A 21742-nucleotide genomic window follows, 5' to 3' on the forward strand; every position below is an offset into this window, starting at 1 on the left:
TGATTTTTATAGTCCGATATTAATACCCATGCTGTAAGTGCGTGCGGTCGGATAACTGGACCAGTCACTCAGGTAGTCGTACTGGAAGGCTTCCGGAGAATAGCCCCCTGTGTAGTTGTCATGCATCCAGAGATTGTCTACACTGAAATACAGCCTGGCGCTGTGGAGACCTTTTACAATACCCGGGCGGAAATTGTACCCGAGCGTAAGGTTTTTAATTTTGTAAAAAGCACCACTGTAAAGCCAGCGGGTATCGTACAAACTGGCTGTAGAAGCATCGATGCGGGGAGTCTTGCCATCGCCGGGTTCACTGAGGCTGCGGAAGCGGTTTACCCACACCTGCTTTGCATTGTAATTGCCCAGACCTGTTGTAGGACGGTCAATGTTACGGCCAAACATGCTGAAAATCTGGTTGCCCCACTGCCCCTGGAACAAGATGGACAGGTCAAAACGCCTGTAACTGAAGCGGTTGGTCATCCCCCAGGTGTAATTGGGATCTGGGTGCCCTACCTCAGTCATGTCATTCGCATCGATCTTACCATCTTTGTTCACATCCCTGTAAACCGGGTCACCGATGATCGTACTGGTCCTTTTAGGCTGGTTTTTCAGCTGATCTTCGGTTTGATAGACTCCTACAGCATCGTAGAGCACATAGGAGTATAATGGCCTTCCTACGGCTATTTTTACGGTACTTTCCCAGCCGGTGTAGATGGGGGTATTGTCGTTGTTTAGTTTTACCACCTTGTTCCTGTTCCAGGAAAAATTGAGGGAGGTACTCCAGTTGAAGTCTTTTGTATTGATATTCCTGGAGTTCAGGTTGATTTCATAGCCCCAGTTCCTCACTGAACCGATATTGGCATTTTCCTTTGTAAAACCGGTGGCCCTGGTGACAGGTACGCTGAGCAGGAGGTCCCGGGTCATCTTGTCGTAATAATCGAAGGAGACAGAGAGACGGTCTTTCAACACGCTGGCATCGAAGCCCACATCGTTGGAAGTGGTCTTTTCCCAGCGAAGGTTAGGGTTGGTGATGCTGGTTACAGAGAAGCCCGTGCTTTGTGCCTGTGTTTCTCCAAATACATAGTTGGTGCTGGTCACTAAACCGATAGCGGGATAATCACCCCCTATCCTGTCATTACCTGCTATCCCCCATGAATAGCGGAGTTTCAGATCGCTGAAGATGTGTCTCAGCCCGCTCATAAAACTTTCATCGCTGATTCTCCAGCCCACGGAGGCGGCAGGAAATGCACCCCACCTGGAATCTTCACCAAAACGGGAACTACCATCCTGCCTGAAGCTCACAGACAATAAATAGCGGCTGTTGAAGTTATAGTTGACACGGCCGAAGAAAGAAGCCAGTGTCCGTTTTGATTCAGTGGTACTACTTGCTGTCACCGTCGATGATCCCTGGTCAAAGGTATAGAGGTTATCATTGGCGAATACCTTATTGGTTTGGGTACTGGTAGCTGCATTATTGTTTTCGGTACTTGCCCCGGCTATGACGTTAAAGCCATGTTTACCCACCTGCCTGTCGTAAGTAAGCAGTGCCTGGAAGAGGTAGTATTGTGTACGGGCACTCTTGCGGGTGGCGGTACTTTGAGAGCCCTCTACCGCTGTACGCCTGGCAGAAGTAACGGAGGTAGGCTGATAATATTTATAGTCACTGCTACTACTGTTCCATGCACCCGTGAGGTTCAGGCGAAGGCCTTTTGCCAGGGCTGCGTTGATGTACATCTGGGAGAGTAGTTTCGTCAGCTCTGTTTTGTTCATCGTTTTCTCCATCACTTCCACAGGGCTGATCTGGTCTGCCACCCAGCGATAAGCATCTGTACCGATAGCGCCGGAATGTACACCTACACCTTTCTCCTGGATAGGCGCAGTACCAGCTACAGAAGGGCCGATACCACTGCGGCCGTCGATGCCGGCACCATCTGTCCATGAGATGGAAGGCGATAATTGCAGGCCTACCTTTACGCGGTCGCTGAGTTTTATTTCCATATTGGAACGAAACGTGTAGCGTTTGTAACCGGTGTTCACAGCCATCCCATCCTGGTCCATATATTCTCCTGATAAAAGGTAGTTTACATTTTCATTGCCACCAGAGGCTGAGAGATTGTACTTCTGCATCCATGCGGGCTGGAAGAATTCATCCTGCCAGTTTACATAATCGAGACTGTCTGTACCATAGTTCCAGTAAGGATCGTACATGTAGGTAGTGTTCGCCAGTTTGTGTGTATTGGCAGTCGTTCCACCCAGTTCCGCAGCACGGAAATCCATGTTGTCGCCGGCCTGGTAGTTCCTGCCTTTGGTTCTGCCAAGGGCTGTCCAGGATGAATCGATAAGGTCTTTCTTGAATTGAATCCATTGTTGTGGACTCATCATAGCTACCAGCTTTTCAGGTGCCTGCCTGGCATAGTTTGCAGAAAAGGCGATGACGGGCCTACCACTTTGTCCTCTCCTGGTCGTGATGAGCACTACACCATTGGAACCCCTGGCACCATAGATGGCAGCTGCCGATGCATCTTTGAGCACGTCTACAGACTGTATAGTGTTTGGATCTATGTCGCCGAGGTCTTCCACGGGTACACCATCTACAATGTACAGGGGATCATTGCTGCCGGAGACAGAGGCGGCACCTCTTACCCTGATTTGCAGGGCAGCCCCCGGGGTACCCGTCACGGACTGCACCTGTACCCCCGGCATCTGGGCGGCGAGTGCCTGATCGATGCGGGTAATAGGACGATCTTTGATCTGGGCTTCGCCGATAGATGCGACTGCACCTACCAGGTTCTTTTTGGCAACACTACCGTAGCCGATGACTACGACTTCATTCAATCCCTTGTTTACTTTGGATAAACGGATGCTGAGATGCGGACCATGTACGGTGACCTCCTGTGATTCGTAACCGACATAAGAGATGACGAGTACAACATTGTCCGGTACGTCGAGCGTAAATTGTCCCTGGGCATTGGTGGTGGTACCTTTAGCGGTATTCTTCACCTGCACACTCACACCAATTAATGGTGTCTGATCTGCATCGTCCACGATTTGTCCTGTAACGGGGGCGAATGCGGCATAGAGACACTGCGGGATGAGCAATGCTGCCAGCAATAAAAGTTGTTTCATAACGCTTTCGTTGGTTGATACTAATTGAAAAAGAATAGCCAGGCTACCAGTGCGGTAGCAGATATGATAAGAATGAGTAATAATTTTTCTATTCGTTTAAGACGCGCGATCTTTTGTTGTTCGTAATGCGATTCCATGGGGTAAAAATAGCCGCGGGAAGAGGGTGGAACAATGGAAGATTGTACTATTTGATGGAAATTCTGTCAGGTATTTATAAAAAAACAGTTTCCACCTTCTGGTAGAAACTGTTTTGTGCAGGCAGCATGGCCTGCTGCCTGCCGGAATGCTTTGCCTGCTATTGATCTGTTCTAAACGGACTTGCCGGCAACCCTGCCTTATTATACAAATTCACTACAGGATTTCCCGCCCATCCATACCTCACTGCTACCGGCTTTGATACTTCCGGCGCTGATACGATCACCGTATTCCCCTCAATGCGTGCATTTGCAAATACAAATTGCTGATCCGCTCCTGCTATCGCAAAACCTTTCAGTGTATCTCCTTTCGCTACCAGGCCACCATCCGTATGGTCAAAAAACAACTTTACCTGCTTACCCTGGATTTCCATTTTTGAAAATACAGGACCGCTGTAAGAATTATTCAGCTTGTAGGTTTTTGCCTCTGCTATCAGTGCCAGTCTCAAACCTATCTCCTGCTTATTCTTCGGATGGATATTCCCCGGATCTTCAGGATTCGCATTGTCTATCGCCACAGCCATCCCACTGTTCGGAATACTTAGATTTTCCAGCTGCGCCTGTCGTATCAATACTGTTCCATTCTCCTTTACCGGCAGCGAATCCGGCTTACCATAGTTCGCCAGCTGTACATAGTAAAAAGGAAAATCACCCTGATGCCACTCTGCTCTCCAAGCCGCTACCAGGGTCTCCATAAGTGACCGGTAAATGTTCGGATTGTTTGCATTAGATTCTCCCTGGTACCAGATAGCGCCTTTTATTGTATAAGGAATCAAAGGCGCTACCATGCCATTATACAACACAGCAGGACTATGCTGGTCATGTTCAGGATTGGGATCCTTCGGACTCCTTGGCGGATCTTTATGTGCAGCCTTTGCAACAGCGGCATCTGCATCAAATTTCTCCAGGGCGGTTTTATATTTTGCACGCGCAGTAAAACTGGTATCATACATTGCTTTTCGCTGGGCATATGCGTCTAACAAAGACTGGAAATGATGATTCGCTAAATCTTTCCGGCTTATCCAGGCTTCTGCCGTACTACCACCATAAGCGGTGGTGAGCAAACCTACCGGCACTTTGAGTTGCTGTTGCAGGTGACGTGCGAAGAAATAGGCCGCGGCAGAGAAATGCCCCACCGTAGCCGGGGAGCAGATTTCCCACTTCCCTTTTACATCAGACTGCAGCGTATCTGTAGGTGTAAAGTCAGTATCAAACACCCGGATCAATGGATAATTCGCCGCTGCCACTTCCGCCGCTTCATTATACACCCCACACCAGTAGCGGTCTTCGCGTGCCACCGTCATATCCATGTTAGATTGTCCTGAACAAAGCCATACTTCGCCTAAATAAAGATCTGACAGGCGGATATTATTAATTGCAAGGGTATAAGGACCACCCGCTTTAGTAGTAGGCAATACAGCCTGCCAGCGGCCATCTTTGCCTACAGTAGTTGCAATGGTCTTATTATCCCAGCTGTTACGAATTGTCACCTTTTCACCCGCAATTCCCCATCCCCAGATGTTTACATCCGCATTTTGCTGCAATACCATGTGATCTCCTATTACCGCCGGCAAACGCAGGGCCGTTGGCTTCAATTCATCCGGACTATCCTTCGTATACAGGTTGATCTTCTTTGATGCGCCCGGCCTGAATAATTCCTGGATCACCGGCAACTTCACATCTATGGCAGGATTGAATTTAGCCGACTGCATATATTTCAGCAAACTATACTTCAACTGCCGGGTGACGATGCCTTCTCTCTCCAGGTCAATACTTGAAATGAGCAATCGGCCCTTCCCTACTTTTGCCTCCACCATCATACCAATCCGCCTGTTCAGGAACCAGGTATCTATATTCTGAATCAAAGGGGTCAGCCCAGCCGGGAAGTCTGAGACGTCCATGACCTGTGTATTATTTACCAGCTCCCACCACTGGTAATCGCTGTAGTAATCTGTAGGAAAATCTGTAAACAAAGGATGCTTAGGATTACATAAGATGCCCAATGTATGTGGCGGCCGCATCTTAAACCAGGAAGTGTTCCAGAACACAGGTGTAAAGTTTTGTATCACCTCTTTGCCCTGCTGCACCTTTCCTGCTGCCAGCAACAATACCTTACCCCCATCCTGCAATACCTTTTGTGCAGCGGCATCCAGCGTATCGCATACATACACGCCCTTGTCAGCGATTTCCAGGGCTGGAGGGTATACCCACAGCGGCCAGCTGTTGCTAATATCCGTACCATCCAGGCTTATTTCCAAAGATATTTTCCCGGTAAATTCTAATGGCAGATGTAAATCACCTAAAGGAATATTATCTCCCAGCGGAATATTCACAAGCGGGAATGTACCCTGTTGTAATACCTTTCCATCTTTGAGAATTTTCCATACAGGCTGCACAGCACTCAATGCCTTCTCTCCAAAATTCGTCACCGCTATCGCCGCATGCAGGGTATCCTGGCTGGTGTATACAAATTTCTTTATCCTTGCCAGCAATACAGTCGGACTGCAAAAACGTCTCCACTCCTTTTCACTCACATAAGGTTTTTCATTCCAGAAAGGATCCAGCACACCCACCAAGGCAGTACCCTGGCCCGGATAATCGTTGACCGACAATAATTGAAAGCCTGCCAGTCCCGGTGTACGCAGTGCAGCTTCTATCTCTGCTTTATAACACAGCACCTGCAATTTCCCCGAAGCCATGAAGAAATCTTTTGCCTGTGCACCCATGTGATGTGCCGTAAGCTGATCACGGAAGATCTCAAAGTTCTTCGCCTTGTATAAACCTGTATATTTAGGAATCTCTGTGAAGTCAGGGTATACACACCACTGTCCCATTTCATGACTGACATAGGGTACATGAAAGTCTTTGATGCGATCATAGTAATCAAAATCACTCCCCGGCAAAGTAGACCAGCGTAAACCACGGGCACCGGCTTTCACCATATATTCATTGTCAGGCACCAGGGGCCAGCTATTGCCGACAGAAGCACCTGTATATACCCGCCTGCTATCCTTCTTTTTCCAGTAAGCGATGAATTGTGTGAGGTAGTCTACCTGGTGCCCTCCCTTTGGTTCATTGCCATAGGCAAGCATACAGAAAGATGCGTAGTTTCCATATGCTTTGGCCATGCGATTTGTTTCGTCATAAATGTATTGGTCTACCGGCAGACCATCCCCCAGTGATGTACCGTGATTCGCCCAGCTGGGTCCTTCCGGCTGCAAATAGAAACCTACTTTATCAGCTGCGCTGAAAGCAGCTTCCGGCGGGCACCAGGAATGGAAGCGCATATGATTGAGACCATAGGATTTTGCCTTCCGGAATATCTGCATCCAGCTGGCTTCATCCATCGGCGGATAACCCGTTAAAGGAAATACGGCATTATCTACCGTGCCACGCAGAAATACAGGTCTGCCATTCACCATAAACCGGGTATCATAGATACTGAATTCCCGCATACCGAAAGTGATGTTTTTCACACTTGCCTCCCCGTTAGCAGGCTTCAATTGTACCTGTAAATTGTACAGGTTCGGATGAAACTCATCCCACAACAATACATCATCTCCCATGGGATAATCTATCACGATCGCCGTCGTATCCTCCTTCAATTGAAAGGGAACTTCTTTCGCCGCTATGTTATTGGCAGCTACTACAACATGTCCCCCTGTTACTCCGATATTTTTCCTTCCGATTAACAATTTTATTTGGGCCACATGTTTTTTCACATCCGGGTACACCTGCACATCCTCTATCCACACTGTACTGCCCGCACTCAATTCCAGTTTGCCAATAGTGCCATTCCAGTTACCCTGTGTATGATCTGTCAGACTATGTGAGTCGGGGCCTACATTAATTTCTTTAATCCGGTTATCGATGCGCACGAGGATCGTATGCTTACCCGGTGTCAGCAGGGCAGACAAATCATAGACATGTGGCGCACTCATACTATTCTGCATACCGGCACGCTGACCATCTACATACACCACGGTTTCCCAGTGCGGCCGCTCCATCGTAAATGTAACCCGCCTGTCTTTCCAGTCTGCCGGAATCTCCACTACCTTCTTATACCACGCCGGCCCTACATAGGTTTTTGCAGGTGTGAGCCAGAAAGGAAATTTAATATTCCCCGGCACCCGGTATTTCGCCATTTCAGGATTGAAGTACCAGGAGCTATCATAGATACTCCCTGTCCATTTTGTGTTCACGGACACATCCACACCTTTCCCATTTCCCAGCATAGAGCCAGGCAATTGCACAGTGCTCCATTGTCCGGCAGAGTCAGTAGTGAACTGCCATTCTCCCTTCAGGGAGATAGTTTGTGCTTTTACAGACAGCATACAGCCTAGCAGCAATGCTATCAATCCTGTTTGTTTCATATCAGTTGATGACTATCGTATTTTCTTTAGTAGCATCGATGCCTGTCACAGTATAGACCTGTGTAGCAGGATCGTATTGCCCCTTGCTATTGGCAGGAGCTTTATCTACATGCACCCTGAGGGTAAAGGTCTTGGTGGGAGCGTTAAATTTTCCTTCAGGTGCACTGATGTGTATGCGGCAGTTGCCATTTTCTGTCCGCTGCTCTATGTGGGTGATGGCATAGTCTCCCTGCTGGTAGCGCAGGCTTTTGCCATCATCGGTATACAAATCCGCTTTACTGTCTGCACCCGGGTATACTTCCAGGATCACGTTGTCAATTACATGCTGTCCTACATACTGCAGGACCTGCTGCTTTGGAATAATACTGCCTGCTTTGATGAAGAGCGGTACTTTGTCAAGCGGGCATACAGCATTCAGGTAAGTCTTGCCTTTATATTGTTTGCCAGTCCAGTAGTCGATCCACTCCCCTTCAGGTAAATAAACCACGCGGGTGGCAGCCCCTTTCTCCGTCACCGGACATACCATCATGTTCTCTCCAAGCAGGTACTGGTCATCAATGTTGTACACATTCACATCATCCTGGTATGCCAGTACAAGGGCCTTCATAATCGGCGTACCTGTTTGATACTGGTGATAACCGGCGCTATAAAGATAAGGGAGCAAACTATATCTCAGTTCATCATATTGTTTGAAAATATCTGCGGCTTCCTTACCATATCTCCAGGGTTCCTTGTACCCCGGATGATCCATGCCAAAGAGTAATGCTACTGGACTCAACATTCCAAACTGTACCCAGCGTATATACAACTCAGGATCCGCAGGCTGCTCAAATCCGCCCATGCAATGGGCCCAGTAGCCTACACCGGATATGCCTATATTCAAACCTGCTTTGATCACCGGACCAAAGTACTGCCACTGGCTGGGCCAGTCACCTGCAAAAATGAAAGGAAAACGCTGAATGCCTGCATAGCCTTCGCGGGTCTGGTTCAAACCACGCAGCTGGTTGTAAGCGGCAAACTGCTCATATGCCGCCTTTGCATAGGCAATTGGGAATACATTGTGCAGGCGCTGTGCTTCGGGACCAACAGGCCCCGTCTTCGCACTCTCATTTGCCAGTGCCCCAAATGCACTGCCTTCATCAGTCTTAAAGAAGCGGGCACCTATAGCTGCTACTTTCATGGCCGCATGATTCCACCACCAGCTCACGGCAGCCGTATCAAAATAGTTGATAAACTCCCCTGGATTATTGGCCTCAGGATAGGTATAGTGTAAAGCCCGGGCAGTGTCCAGGAGTTTAAAATGTGTTCCATTATCTATCCTGGGACGAATATGCAAGCCTACCATGTTATAATGTAAACTGTACAGTGTATCGAACATCGCCTTCGGATGCCGGAAGGTCTCTCTCCATTCAAAAGAAGTGGCCCCCTTACCCCCGTTCTGTCCGAATAACCTCCAGGTAGAATCCAGGAACAGGATATCTACCGGGATGCCCAATGTTCTAAAGCGACGTGCCAGCTCGATCACATAAGCGGATGAAGTCAGTTCCTCATGCCCCCATGTACCACCGCTATAGGTGCCTACATGCAAACCCAGGGCAAATTGCGGCAGTAAAGGTGACTTGCCGGTCAGCCGGGTATACTGATCCAGGATGCTGGTAAAATGAGGCCCGTAGACGAAATAATATTCCAGGGGTCCATGATCCACTGAGAAACTGTAGGCATCACTTTCGGTATTCCCCATATCCCAGCTGGAATTGTAAGAGGTATGCAGAAAAATACCGTAGCCTTTTGTACTCATAAAGAAAGGTATGGGACTATAATTCGCCTGCAATACATTGTAAGCACCTACAATGTGGGGCTTCTCTTTTCCCCTGCCTACTTCCAGCTGCAATTTTTTGCCCCGCTGGTCCAGGAAGTCCATGCGCTCCCCAAAACCAAAGAAGTGCTCATCGGCCTGCAACTGGTTTTTACAGTGAAGGGTATCACCACTTTGCTGCGAAATTATATTATGACCATGGTGATCCCAGACTGACAATTGCCCATCGCTTCCAATAACCAGGCGGAGGCTGTCCGTGTTAAGTCTTAAACTGCCGTCTCCCTCATTGATCTGTACATGCACACTATCCCAGTCATAGCGGGTCACCATCAGGGACTCCCTGACAGGAGGACCATAGCTGACCCTGAACATAGCAGGTGTACAAAATTCCAGCTGGAAAGAAGCCCGGGCAGTGTGGATTTGAAAGGCATTCTGATGCCGGGTATATTGCTGTGCCCGGGCCGGCATTATCACATACAAACAGATTATCGTAAATATAGACCTGATCATACCCTCAAATCTATCTCCTGTACCATTATTGTGCAATGGATAATTGTAGTAAACCCTGTAAAAATGTGGTCAGCGGCATGGAAAAATTGACAAAAGGATAGAAAAATGTGCGAAAAAGTGTTGCTAAGACACTATAGGATAAAGAGTAGGGGTTATTTTTTTATATTGCTCATACGAACTGATTTCGGGCTTTATAAATTCCATCCGGCTGCATTCCACCAATGCCGGCAAAGAAAAACGTTATGCGACTGCAACAACTCTTCCTTTTGTTTGGCGGCCTGGTACTGCCGTCGTTAACCGGGCAATCCGCTCTTTCTGCTCATGCAAAGGAAAAATATTCCTTTCTGTCCGCTCCGGAAAACAACCTCCATGAATCAGCCACTCCTGCCCGGAAAGTGAATCCTGATACAGATCCGTCCGCCAATATCAGGCTGGAACAATTGACTACCCATGACGGGCTGTCGCAGAATACCGTGCGCTGTCTGCTCCAGGACAGGAAAGGCTTTATCTGGGCAGGTACCCTCAATGGCCTGAACAGGTATGATGGCAGGAAGTTTACCGTGTACCGGACCGATATCGGTACCCCCCAGCCTATCAGCGACAATCGCATCCGCTCCCTCTATGAAGACAAAAAAGGCATGATCTGGGTAAAAACAGCCGAGGGTCACTTTCATTGTTTTGATCCCGGGAAAGAGGCTTTTGTGAACATAATACCCGATAGCGCCGACCTGGCTTACGACTACCTCTATGAAGGTACAAAAGGTGTATGGTTATACAGCAAAAGTAATGGCTGCCTTCACAATGGTCGCCACTATGCCCTGGGTACAGTGCATTTCATATTTGAAGACCCGGAGCATACCACATGGATTGGCAGCGACCGGAATTTGTTTAAACTGGATGGACGTGGAAATGCGATACCTGTTTTTGAAGGCAACTTTATCAAAGCGATTTCGAAGGACCAGCAATTGTATTTCCTGAAAAAACAGGGACTGCTCATTTATAACCTGTCTACCCACACCTCCTCCTTCAATGAACTGAGTCCGCTCCCCCAGGGAACAATCCTCACGGATGCGGCTGTCCTGACTAAAGATAGAATTCTACTGGGCACCCATCAAAACGGGCTGCAAATCATGGACCTTCAGAACAACGTTTTGATTCCGGGCACCCGGCTCTTTGGCGAAGCAATACCCGGACACATAGATATAGAAACCGACCAGGACCATGGTATCTGGATCAATAACCACAGCGGCAATGTCTGGTACTTCGACCCCCTGCAGGAATTCAGTCAGCGCATCACCCTCATCCCTGCCAGTGTCATGAAGGTCATTGACGACTGCCGCTTTGCTTTTGCCGCAGACCACAAAGGTAAGGTGTGGATCACCACCTATGGCGGTGGCCTCTATTGTTTTGATAAATCAGCGAGGCAGGCGCAGCATTTTGTATATGCGCCAGACAATCCAAATGGCCTGAGCACGAACTACCTGCTCAGTGTCATTGCAGATCGCTCCGGCTTAATATGGGTAGGAGCCGAACATACGGGCCTGCAAAAACTTACCCCGCAATCATTACATGTCACACATATCCTTCCCGAAGCACAAACCCCGGAAAAGTATGCCTCCAATGGCGTCAAAACCATCTTCGAAGACAGTTACAAACGGATCTGGGTCAGTACCCGCAATGGCACATTGTATCTATACAATGATCAACTCGAAAAGACCCGCTCCCTGGAACACCTGCTCCCCGGTCAGTGTTCAAACATTTACTGTATGACCGAAGATGCCAGGGGATACCTCTGGATAGGTACCAAAGGAGATGGCGTTTACATCGTACACCGCGATTCCCTGCAGCAAAGAGCAAGACATTTCCTGTTGCCCAGCGGTGACAACAGGTTAGTATATACCATCATGCAGGACCGCCAGCAACGCATGTGGGTGGGTACCTTTGGGAGTGGCTTATACCTCGCTGCTTACAATGGCGGCAATCAACTGGAATGGAAAAATTTTCTCCATGATGGAGTCACCCCCGTTTACATCCGCTGCTTAATGCAGGACCGGCATAACCAGCTCTGGGCCGGCACAAACAATGGTCTGCTGGTATTCAATCCTGATCATTTGCTGGCAGGTAAAAGTAATATCACTACCTACCAGGCAGGACTTGGCAGCAACGAAATCAAGAGCCTTTGCGAAGACCATAAGGGCAGGATCTGGATCGGCACTACCGGAGGTGGTTTTAGCCGCTTTGTGCCGCAAAAAAAGACCTTCATTAATTACACCACTGAACAGGGTCTTTCGCATGATGTGGTGAATAGTATGCTCGAAGATGCACAGGGCAACCTCTGGGTCAGTACTGAAAATGGACTCACCCGTTTCAACCCGGAGAAGAGCACATTTGAAGTCTTCTATTTCGCCAATAATGCATTGGGCAATTTATTCTCCGAAGGTGCCTGCTTTCGCCGGGACAACGGACAACTGCTATGGGGTAGCCTGAATGGCTTCTACAGCTTCTTCCCCGAACAGTTTAAAACAGGCAACGGAGATGCGCCTGTATTACTGACAGGGTTGAGCATAGCAGGTAATGCGGTACCACTGGAAGAATCAATCAGCACTGCCAAATCTATTACCTTAGAACCGGGACAAAAGGTCTTCAGCCTCTCTTTTGCATCGCTGGCACTCAGGAATCCCCAGCAAAATAAATACACCTATATTTTAGAGAATTATGAGGATGAATGGAATGCACCCACCAGCTATAACGTAGCTACTTATCGGAACCTGCCTCCGGGAAAATATACCTTCAAAGTACGGGGCACCAATGATGACGGTACCTGGAGCAAACAGGAAGCCCGTATAGAAATCACAGTATTACCCCCATTCTGGAGATCCAATTTCGCCATCATCTTATCGCTTGGACTGATCATTGGTATGGTCATGTGTGTGATAGTGGTCAACCGGCGCATCCATCGCCTGCAGCATGCTGTAACCTTGGAAAAAGAATTGACAGAATATAAACTGAACTTCTTTACGGATATCTCCCACGAGTTCAGAACACCCTTGTCGCTCATCGTGAGTGCGATGGAACAATTGATTCCCGGCAAGCAATCCGGCAGGCACCTGCATATCATGCAAAGACAGGTTGCACACCTCATGCGCCTTGCAGATCAGCTCCTGGATTTCAGGAAAATACAACACAAGAAACTACAGTTACAGGTCCAGGAAACAGAGATCATCCAGTTCATACAGGACATCTGCAATGGCTTTAGTGACCTCGCTGCACAAAAGCAGATTACCTTATCCTTTCAGGCGAATGTAGACGCTTACATGGCATGGGTAGACCAGGGCAAACTGGATAAAATGCTTTATAACCTACTTTCCAATGCACATAAATTTACACCTGCCGGCGGGAAGATAACCCTGCTTGTACACATAGCCGATCAGCTCTGCATTAAGGTCATTGACAGCGGTATCGCCATCCCTGCGGAGAAACAGCACATGGTATTCCAGCGCTTCACACAACTCAATTTCTCACCTACCGGCACCGGCATTGGCTTATCCCTGACAAAAGAACTGGTTACCCTGCACAAAGGGGAGATCAGTTTTGAAAACAATGCTGATTCCGGGGTCACCTTTACCATCCATTTACCGATCCATAAACAGGCTTATGTGGCGGATGAAATTGCAGCGCAAACGGTCTGCAAGGCACCTGTCATGCCATTTATTGACGATACAGATACGGTAGAAATAGGAGCCCCCAGCTCCCGCTATAGTGTGTTGATCATCGAAGACAATCCGGATATATCCGCTTACCTGGCCACAACCCTGGGCCGTTATTTCCAGATCCATACCGCTGCCAATGGCAGGGAAGGGTTAGAGCTGGCCATAGCACAATCACCTGACCTCATTGTATGCGATATAATGCTACCTGAAATGAGCGGACTGGATATCACGCATAAAATAAGAAGTGAATTCCAGACCTGTCATATCCCCGTCGTATTGCTGACAGCCTTATCTTCCGGGGAACACCAGTTACAAGGGATTGATGCCGGTGCAGATGCTTACATCACCAAGCCATTCAGCACAAGATTCTTATTGACGACCATAATCCGGATCATAGAGCAGCGTGAAAAGATCAGGAAGCGCTTTGCAAATGATCCAGGATTCTTTGCGGTACACATTTCAGAGAATGAAGCCGATCAGCAATTCCTGGAAAAGATCAATATGATCATAGAAAAGAACCTGGACAATGCACAGTTTTCAGTGGACGATTTTGCACTGGCCATGAAGATGGGCAGGACCCTATTTTACAAAAAAGTAAAAGGACTAAGCGGTTATTCGCCGAATGAATATATCAGGCTGGTGAGGGTAAAGAAGGCGGCGGAGTTATTGAATACAGGAGAATATACGGTAGCGGAGGTAGCTTATAAAGTAGGGATGAATGATCCGTTTTATTTCAGTAAGTGCTTTAAGACCCAGTTTGGGGTGCCACCCAGTGTACATTTAAAAAAGGTGAAAGCAGCGGGATAAAATGAAGAGGTTGTATCAAAAGTAATCTGAAGGAATTAAGAATTACTTAAATAAAAATTCTCTCCATCAGGTTCCCGGATTAAATCGCAGGAATATTACTTTTGATACAACCTCTTTTACTTTACATCGATAGTTTCCGTGATATCGTTACCGTCTTCACCTCTGAATGTGAGGAATGAAGTACCGGGTTTAGTCGGGTTGAATTTATAGCTGGCAGAACGCTCGGGGATATCCATCGTACAGATGCAACCTTTGTAAACAGCTTGTACTGTTACGATATGAGCACCGGCAGAGTCTTTTTCTATAAATTTATTAAACTGCCCACAGCCGCTCATGACATGGAAATACACCTTGATGCTGTCGTTGACATGTTCGATTCTTGATACAGGTACGATGGCATATTTAGTACAATCTCCGTCTCCTTCGGGAGTGGTTTTCTTGCTACAGCTGCTGAGCAGCGCTACGGTCAGAATAAGGTAAATGGTTCGCATGGTAGTTAAACGCATGAGAGGACCAATTGGTTACAATTAATTTTATTTACCGGATCCGTACTATTTTGCTGGTGCCCAATAAACCCGCTTTGCCATTCACTTTCAGCACCCAAACTCCAGCCGGCACCGTACTGATATCCAGCTGTACTGTACCTGATGTTTTAATCACCTTCTGCAATACTGGATTACCTGACTGTACATCCAGCAATGAAATCTCCAGGGCCTCATGCCTTTCATTAGTAATATGCAAAGTCAGGGTATTGCCACCCACCGGGTTTGGATACACTGTCAGCGCTTCAGTACTCAGCTCCTTAGCAGCAGCTGTTTTAGCTGAAGCGGTACATACCCCTACATAGGTCCATGGTTTTCCATCCCCCGCATTCAGATCAGGTCTTTCTCCCTGTGTCCACCATTTCGCCTGGTAGATCTTTCCATCATACGCCACCTGCTTGCCTGCTGTATAAATACCACCCTGAGACCATCCGGCAATACTGCCGCAGGTCTGCCCGTTGCCACCACCATTACCGCCATTTCCTGAACAGGTACCCACTACTGCCCAGGTGTCATTACTACCGGGAACGTCTGCACTACCAGCCCACCACTGATTACGATACACAATAGAATTATACAATACTATATTGCCTGCACTGGTATAATTCTTCGTCGCATCCCATGCCGGCAGGTAAGCACAACCTGCAAAGGTCTGGCTGTTCCATACGGCAAATGTGGTACTCGTCACTACAGAGTCCTTTCCATTCCGCAAAGCTACCGCCGTTGCCGTATAAGCCTTATACGCAGGCGGTGTCCAGGATACACTCGTACCTGGCAGGCGTTGCCCATCTATATTAATATATACAGCCGTCACCTCATTGTTCGGATCATTCTTTGTTACAGACAATGTAAGCGGAGATAAACTGCCCGCGTCCAGGATGCCATTGGCCGGACTTGTAAATGTCAGTGATACAATCCTGCTGCACTCCGCATTATCAATCACAAACTGGCTCATATTGGCACAACCACAATTACTGGCATTGTTGCCGCCATCCAGCTCCAGGCTCACGCCTTTCAAACCGGTATATCGTGTATAATGCCCGATTCGACCCAGGGTCTGTGACTTCTCGGTACCACCGCCACATTCCACACCACCATTGATGATATTCACGGTTGCACCAAAACCAGGCTTGATGCCGGCGGCCGTCTGCGTAGCCGTAGGTACCCACTTACCCGGAATCATCACATCATGACAGCAGGGCTTTGGATATTGCTCTGCCATCCAGAACCAGATGGCCGTTTCAAAAGCAATGGCACCATCTTCGATCACCTTTTCGGGGTTGGCCAGCAATACATTCTTATCTCCAAAAATAAACTCACTTGCCTGTCCATAGTTATAATTATAACTCAGCTGGATAGGGCCACGGCCATGATAAGACTTGCCGGGAGCAGGGGGATACGCTGTATTCGTTTCATCCCTGTAACCAATATTGGTAGTGCCTTCATAGCCCACTTCTTCCCTGAAGTACAGGCCCCAGGCATACTGGCCACCGGGCGCTGTGGGCCAGCCACCCGTTGTTTCCTGTGAAATGTTTGCCAGGAATGCACTCAGTTCCCGCTTACGCACTGCCAGGTCACCTTCATTCGCAAAGGAGCCATAGTCTACAGTAGTGGTAATGATGTTGTTCGATGAACTGTTGAACCCATCTACGGTGCGGATCACAATAGCTGAACCGGTAGTTTTGTCGACGCGGGTCAGGCGATACAGGTTCGTGGCACAGCGCCGCTCTACGATAATTTTGATATTGCTCATCCAGTTGACGGCCTTCACGAAATTGGCGTAGGAATAAAAATCTTTGGCAGCGGTAGTGGGCAATGTACCGGCCCCTGTACGGTCGTCAGGATTGAAGCGGTGAGGAAAAAATGTATTCCATTCAGTGCTGTCGATGACGGAACTCAGGGATTGGGAACGGGTGGGCAGCCAGGAGCAGGTGAATAGGATCACCCACACAATGCGGGAAAACAATGTTTTCATAGATACAGTATTTGGTTATTTTGAGTCTAACGAAGATAAGGTCAAATAGTATGACCTAAAACATTTTTTTTCTATTTCAGAATTCATATTTTTATTCCATACTTTTCCACTTATGAAAACTATCCGACTTCTAGTCATAGTATTAGCCATTGGTATGCACGCATTTGCACAGGATAAAGACATCATTCATATATGGCCGGGCCAGGTGCCGGGGGAAACCGCTCCCAAGCAGCCAGCCCACCCTACCCCCGATACTACCCGTGGAGTGGTACGCCTCACCGATGTGACTGACCCTGTCCTCCAGGTCTTCCGTCCTGCAAAACCCAATGGCGCAGCAGTGGTGGTATGCCCCGGTGGTGGTTATAAAATACTCGCTATCAACCTCGAAGGTGATGAAATAGCCCAATGGCTCAATAGCCTGGGTATTACTGCTTTTGTACTGCAATACCGGGTACCTGACAAAGAACAGGGTGCCCTGCAGGACGTACAACGTGCCATCCGCCTTGTAAAGAGCAGGGCGGCCACCTATGGGATCAACCCTGACAAAGTAGGTGTACTGGGCTTCTCCGCCGGCGGTAGTTTGAGCGCCCGGATCAGTACCCTCTATGATTCAAATACTTACACCAAAGTAGATGACGCAGACAAGCAATCAGCCAAACCAGCTTTCAGTGTACTCATCTACCCGGCTTACCTGGATAAGGGAGAAAACCGGAGCCTTACACCGGAGCTGAAAGTAAACGCCAATACCCCTCCTATGTTCCTGTTTGCCACTGCGGATGACCCCTATGGCAATAGTGCCCTGGTCATGGCAGGTGCCCTTCGGGATGCAAAAGTGCCTGTAGAACTGCACTTTCTGTCACAGGGCGGTCATGGTTATGGTTTACGCAGGGGTAACGGAGCAGCCGAAACATGGCCTTCGCTGGCCGCCAAATGGCTGGCCCCCTATGGCCGATGATGATAATCACCGGCATCACTGACACTCATCATATGCATTCACCCCACCGTAGCGGAATTTTACAGCTGTAAGGCTGATCTTGTAACTATGCTCTACGGTAACAACCTGTATAAAAAGGAATACGATAAAGAACTACAACGCTTTGAGGCGCTGTTCAATTTTGCCAGCATTGGCATACTGGTGACCAACCGGCAGGGGGAGATCGTCCTCATCAACGATTTTGCACTGGAACAATTTGGTTATCAACGGGAAGAACTCATTGGCCAGACCATTGAGCGCCTCCTCCCCATGCGATTCCGTCCCAAACACGAAGAATACCGCGACGGCTTCAGTAGCCAACCCCAAAGCCGCCCTATGGGGATCGGCATGGACCTTTTTGCACTCAAAAAGGATGGCACTGAATTCTCAGTGGAGGTCAGCCTCAGTCAATACCAACATGAAGAAGGCTCTTTCGTCATTTCCTATATCAATAATATCACCGAAAGGAAAAAGGCGGAAGAAAAGCTCGAAAAAATGCATAACGAGCTGGAACAGAAGATCGCTGAGCGTACCCAGCAACTTACCCATGCCCTGGAACAACTGGAACTCTCCAAGCAGGAAGTCATGATAGCGCTGAACAAGGAAAAAGAACTGAGTGAGCTGAAAAGCCGCTTCGTTTCCATGGCATCCCATGAATTCAGGACACCACTGAGTACCATTCTTTCCTCTGCTTTCCTGGTTAACCAATACATTAATACCGAAGACCAACCTAAAAGAAGTAAACATATACAAAGAATCATCTCTTCTGTGACCCTGCTCACCGAAGTATTGAACGATTTCCTGTCTGTAGGAAAAATTGAAGAAGGAGGTGTAACAGTAAGAAGCAACACCTTCGATATACAGCTACACACCACTGCTATAATCCAGGAAATGCAGGATCTTGTACAGGAAGGCCAGAAAATTGAGTATGAACACAAAGGCCCCTCCAAAGTAAAACTGGATCCTTCATTGATCAAACACATCTTGCTCAATCTCCTGGGCAACGCGATCAAATTCTCCGGAAAGCATGCGGTGATCCGCGTCAACACTCTCCAGAAAGGACATATTATCAAACTCGAAGTAAGCGATTCCGGTATAGGCATCTCCGAGGAGGACCAACAGCATCTGTTTGAGCGGTTTTTCAGGGGCACCAATGTCAGCAATATACAGGGAACCGGTTTGGGCCTGCACATTGTAAGTAAATACGCAGAACTGATGAACGGAAAAATCACATGTAAGAGTGAATTAAATAAAGGTACTACCTTTACAGTGACCTTTCTGCAATCTTAACTAAAACGCTCTAATGATGAAAACTATCTTACTCATAGAAGACAACGACGATATTCGCGAGAACACCGCCGAAATCCTTGAGCTGGCCAACTACAAAGTATTAACCGCTGAAAATGGAAAAACCGGTGTAGAGCTGGCCCTGGAGCATCAACCGGATCTGGTGGTATGTGATATTATGATGCCCGTACTGGACGGGTATGGGGTACTGCACCTGCTGCAAAAGAACCCCGATGTTCAGGATACCCCTTTTATCTTCCTAACCGCCAAGAGTGAGCGTGGAGATTTCCGTAAAGGTATGGAAATGGGTGCGGACGACTATATCACCAAGCCATTCAGTGGCACCGACCTGCTGAATGCCGTGGAAAGAAGGCTGAAGAAAGCCGCTGTTAAGAAACTGGAACTTACGTCAGATATGGAAGGATTACAACAGCTATTGACGAGTGCAACCGGTACGAACACACTGCAAACCCTCATGGAAGAAGGTAACACCGACCGGTTCAAGAAAAAACAACTTATTTACCAGGAAGGTAACCGCCCAACCAGCCTGTATTATATACAGAAAGGACGAGTGAAAACCTACAAAGTCAATAATGACGGTAAAGAACTGGCAGCTAACCTCTATAGCACCGGCGACTTCCTGGGCTATGTAGCCCTCCTGGAAGGCAGTAACTATCATGAAAATGCAGAAGCACTGGACGATTGTGAACTGACCGCCATTCCCAGAGAAGACTTTGAAACACTCATCAACAATAACCGCGAAGTAGCCCAGCAATTTATACGACTGCTAGCCAAAAATATCACGGAAAAGGAACAACAACTGCTCCACATCGCTTACAGCTCCCTGCGTAAGAAAGTGGCAGAAGCCCTCCTCTTCCTCAAAAAGAAATACCACGTGGCCAAGGATCAGCCTTTCTCGATCGACATCTCCAGAGAAAACCTGGCGACCATCGCAGGAACAGCTACCGAATCCATGATCAGAACACTTGGTGATTTCAGAGATGAGAAGTTACTGGAGATAAAACAAGGGGTTATCACGATCCTGAACGAACAAAAGCTGGCTAATCTGGTAAACTAAGCATGATAAAAATCAGTTTTCTTACTGACCCGTATCCTGTTTGGCCAAACAGACGCTAAGTATCTTTGAACTGATAAGATTTTTAGCGATGGAAGACTTGCGCAATGCCCTTGATAGGTGCAAAAAACAACTGGCCGTACTGGAAAACCGGAATATCAACCTTAAAACCCAGTTAGCCAATATTTTACAGTTTCACTTTGATCGTTCCCTGTTGGAAAAACTGGAATACTTCCATACTGCGTTTCTTCAGATGGATACACGATTCGAAGCGCTGCGCAACGAGGTGGCTTTGCAACAAGCCTGGTTAACCCCACATGAAAGCGATTTTTCTAATGAGGAACATATCAGGCGACACCAGCAGCACATGCTGGAAAAGCTGGAAAACATGGAAAGAGATGCGAGGCGGCTGGGATTAGGATTCGATGAGTATGTGACCGAGCACTTTCCCGTGAATCTGGTCGTGCAGGCGCAGGAGATAAGGAAACGAGATATCAGGTGAAGATTTTAAATAAGGACCGTCATGACGGTCCTTATTTTTTTATAAACAAATTAAAAATAAGAACTATATTAGCCCCGATTCTGAGTCCTATGCCAACGAAACGACTGATCGAGCTTATTTCAGCACTCCTGATTTTCCTGTTTGTCTATACCAGTATCAGCAAACTGCTGGATTATTCCGTATTCAACAGACAACTTAGCCAATCTCCCTTCATCACCCAATACGCTAATCTTATCTCCTGGGCACTGCCCCTTGGAGAACTCCTGATAGCTGGCCTCCTGATGGTCAATAAAACCCGTTTAACAGGCCTTTACTGCTCCTTTTTCCTGCTCAGCCTATTCACTTTCTACCTGGTCGCTATGCTCAGGTATAGCCCATATATACCCTGTTCCTGCGGAGGCATATTACAACACCTCTCCTGGCAGGCACACATCATCTTTAATGCAGCATTCATAATCATAACCACCATTGGGGTACTGCTTCACGTACATAAGCATCAACGAAAAACTTTGCCAGGAGCTGCCGAAAACCTGTAGAAAAGAGTAGGCATGAATCAACAAAATAATAATCCTTAAGACCATGAAAAAGACCTTAAGTATCGCCTTCATTGCCGCACTGCTGGCAGTAGGCACCGCGTTTGCCAGCCATAGAGCAGAAACTACCTGGATCTTTTATGAGGGAAGCACCAGAACAGGCTTTGCCAGCGACATCAAAAATATTTATTGCTATGGTGCCAACAGGCAACTATGTGCCGTTGATGCAAACAATGGGGCTAACATTATTTACCGTCCCTAAGCCAACATTCCTAAATTTTTCAGGGGCTGACCAGCATAAGCTTCAGCCCCGCCTCATTTA

At 47.7% G+C, this 21742-nt stretch carries 12 protein-coding genes; 7 read left to right on the top strand and 5 right to left on the bottom strand.

Features of this window, described 5'->3' with window-relative positions; all coding sequences use genetic code 11:
• Nucleotides 1-6 precede the first annotated feature (6 nt).
• The 3 genes from DXN04_RS18385 to DXN04_RS18395 form a co-directional block, all read right to left on the bottom strand.
• Complete coding sequence (locus tag DXN04_RS18385; RefSeq protein ID WP_116854841.1) at nt 7-3123, bottom strand: SusC/RagA family TonB-linked outer membrane protein; 3117 nt, start codon at nt 3121-3123, stop codon at nt 7-9.
• Between the two features lie 295 nt (nt 3124-3418).
• On the bottom strand, nt 3419-7690 hold the full coding sequence (locus DXN04_RS18390) for a sialate O-acetylesterase (protein ID WP_116854842.1): 4272 nt from the start codon (nt 7688-7690) through the stop codon (nt 3419-3421).
• Nucleotide 7691: 1 nt separating this feature from the next.
• The gene (locus DXN04_RS18395) at nt 7692-10016 is read right to left on the bottom strand and encodes a glycoside hydrolase family 31 protein (RefSeq protein ID WP_116854843.1); all 2325 of its coding nucleotides are present in this window, start codon (nt 10014-10016) and stop codon (nt 7692-7694) included.
• A 242-nt stretch (nt 10017-10258) separates the two neighbouring features.
• Between DXN04_RS18395 and DXN04_RS18400 the strand changes: the two genes are divergently transcribed.
• On the top strand, nt 10259-14533 hold the full coding sequence (locus DXN04_RS18400) for a hybrid sensor histidine kinase/response regulator transcription factor (RefSeq protein WP_158569070.1): 4275 nt from the start codon (nt 10259-10261) through the stop codon (nt 14531-14533).
• A gap of 116 nt (nt 14534-14649) precedes the next feature.
• On the opposite strand, the gene DXN04_RS18405 is transcribed toward DXN04_RS18400, so the two are convergent.
• Together DXN04_RS18405 and DXN04_RS18410 are read right to left on the bottom strand one after the other, a co-directional pair.
• On the bottom strand, nt 14650-15039 hold the full coding sequence (locus DXN04_RS18405) for a hypothetical protein (protein ID WP_147319978.1): 390 nt from the start codon (nt 15037-15039) through the stop codon (nt 14650-14652).
• A 31-nt stretch (nt 15040-15070) separates the two neighbouring features.
• Entirely contained in the window at nt 15071-17050 is a 1980-nt protein-coding gene (locus DXN04_RS18410) for a glycoside hydrolase family 19 protein (protein ID WP_116854846.1), read from the bottom strand.
• Nucleotides 17051-17162: 112 nt separating this feature from the next.
• Here DXN04_RS18410 and DXN04_RS18415 point away from each other — a divergent pair, with 112 nt between their 5' ends.
• The 6 genes from DXN04_RS18415 to DXN04_RS18440 all read left to right on the top strand — a co-directional run bounded on the left by DXN04_RS18415 (nt 17163) and on the right by DXN04_RS18440 (nt 21682).
• Complete coding sequence (locus tag DXN04_RS18415; RefSeq protein WP_199415077.1) at nt 17163-18005, top strand: alpha/beta hydrolase; 843 nt, start codon at nt 17163-17165, stop codon at nt 18003-18005.
• An 87-nt stretch (nt 18006-18092) separates the two neighbouring features.
• Nucleotides 18093-19313, top strand: a complete 1221-nt coding sequence (locus DXN04_RS18420) for a PAS domain-containing sensor histidine kinase (RefSeq protein WP_116854847.1) — start codon at nt 18093-18095, stop codon at nt 19311-19313.
• 13 nt (nt 19314-19326) lie between these two features.
• On the top strand, nt 19327-20388 hold the full coding sequence (locus DXN04_RS18425) for a response regulator (protein ID WP_317128899.1): 1062 nt from the start codon (nt 19327-19329) through the stop codon (nt 20386-20388).
• A gap of 88 nt (nt 20389-20476) precedes the next feature.
• Nucleotides 20477-20887, top strand: coding sequence for a hypothetical protein (locus DXN04_RS18430; protein WP_116854848.1), 411 nt, complete (start codon nt 20477-20479; stop codon nt 20885-20887).
• Nucleotides 20888-20976: 89 nt separating this feature from the next.
• Entirely contained in the window at nt 20977-21423 is a 447-nt protein-coding gene (locus DXN04_RS18435; protein ID WP_116854849.1) for a MauE/DoxX family redox-associated membrane protein, read from the top strand.
• 43 nt (nt 21424-21466) lie between these two features.
• On the top strand, nt 21467-21682 hold the full coding sequence (locus tag DXN04_RS18440; protein WP_116854850.1) for a hypothetical protein: 216 nt from the start codon (nt 21467-21469) through the stop codon (nt 21680-21682).
• Nucleotides 21683-21742: the final 60 nt, after the last annotated feature.

The organism is Chitinophaga silvisoli, assembly GCF_003412465.1.
GTDB lineage: Bacteria > Bacteroidota > Bacteroidia > Chitinophagales > Chitinophagaceae > Chitinophaga > Chitinophaga silvisoli.

What these genes read in the sequence shown, in the direction of transcription:
- DXN04_RS18400 (WP_158569070.1), top strand. Translation starts at nt 10,259, where the DNA reads ATGCGACTGCAACAACTCTTCCTTTTGTTTGGCGGCCTGGTACTGCCG.
- DXN04_RS18425 (WP_317128899.1), top strand. Translation starts at nt 19,327, where the DNA reads ATGATGAAAACTATCTTACTCATAGAAGACAACGACGATATTCGCGAG.
- DXN04_RS18395 (WP_116854843.1), bottom strand. Translation starts at nt 10,016, where the DNA reads ATGATCAGGTCTATATTTACGATAATCTGTTTGTATGTGATAATGCCG.
- DXN04_RS18410 (WP_116854846.1), bottom strand. Translation starts at nt 17,050, where the DNA reads ATGAAAACATTGTTTTCCCGCATTGTGTGGGTGATCCTATTCACCTGC.
- DXN04_RS18405 (WP_147319978.1), bottom strand. Translation starts at nt 15,039, where the DNA reads ATGCGTTTAACTACCATGCGAACCATTTACCTTATTCTGACCGTAGCG.
- DXN04_RS18390 (WP_116854842.1), bottom strand. Translation starts at nt 7,690, where the DNA reads ATGAAACAAACAGGATTGATAGCATTGCTGCTAGGCTGTATGCTGTCT.
- DXN04_RS18385 (WP_116854841.1), bottom strand. Translation starts at nt 3,123, where the DNA reads ATGAAACAACTTTTATTGCTGGCAGCATTGCTCATCCCGCAGTGTCTC.
- DXN04_RS18440 (WP_116854850.1), top strand. Translation starts at nt 21,467, where the DNA reads ATGAAAAAGACCTTAAGTATCGCCTTCATTGCCGCACTGCTGGCAGTA.
- DXN04_RS18415 (WP_199415077.1), top strand. Translation starts at nt 17,163, where the DNA reads ATGAAAACTATCCGACTTCTAGTCATAGTATTAGCCATTGGTATGCAC.
- DXN04_RS18420 (WP_116854847.1), top strand. Translation starts at nt 18,093, where the DNA reads ATGCTCTACGGTAACAACCTGTATAAAAAGGAATACGATAAAGAACTA.
- DXN04_RS18435 (WP_116854849.1), top strand. Translation starts at nt 20,977, where the DNA reads ATGCCAACGAAACGACTGATCGAGCTTATTTCAGCACTCCTGATTTTC.
- DXN04_RS18430 (WP_116854848.1), top strand. Translation starts at nt 20,477, where the DNA reads ATGGAAGACTTGCGCAATGCCCTTGATAGGTGCAAAAAACAACTGGCC.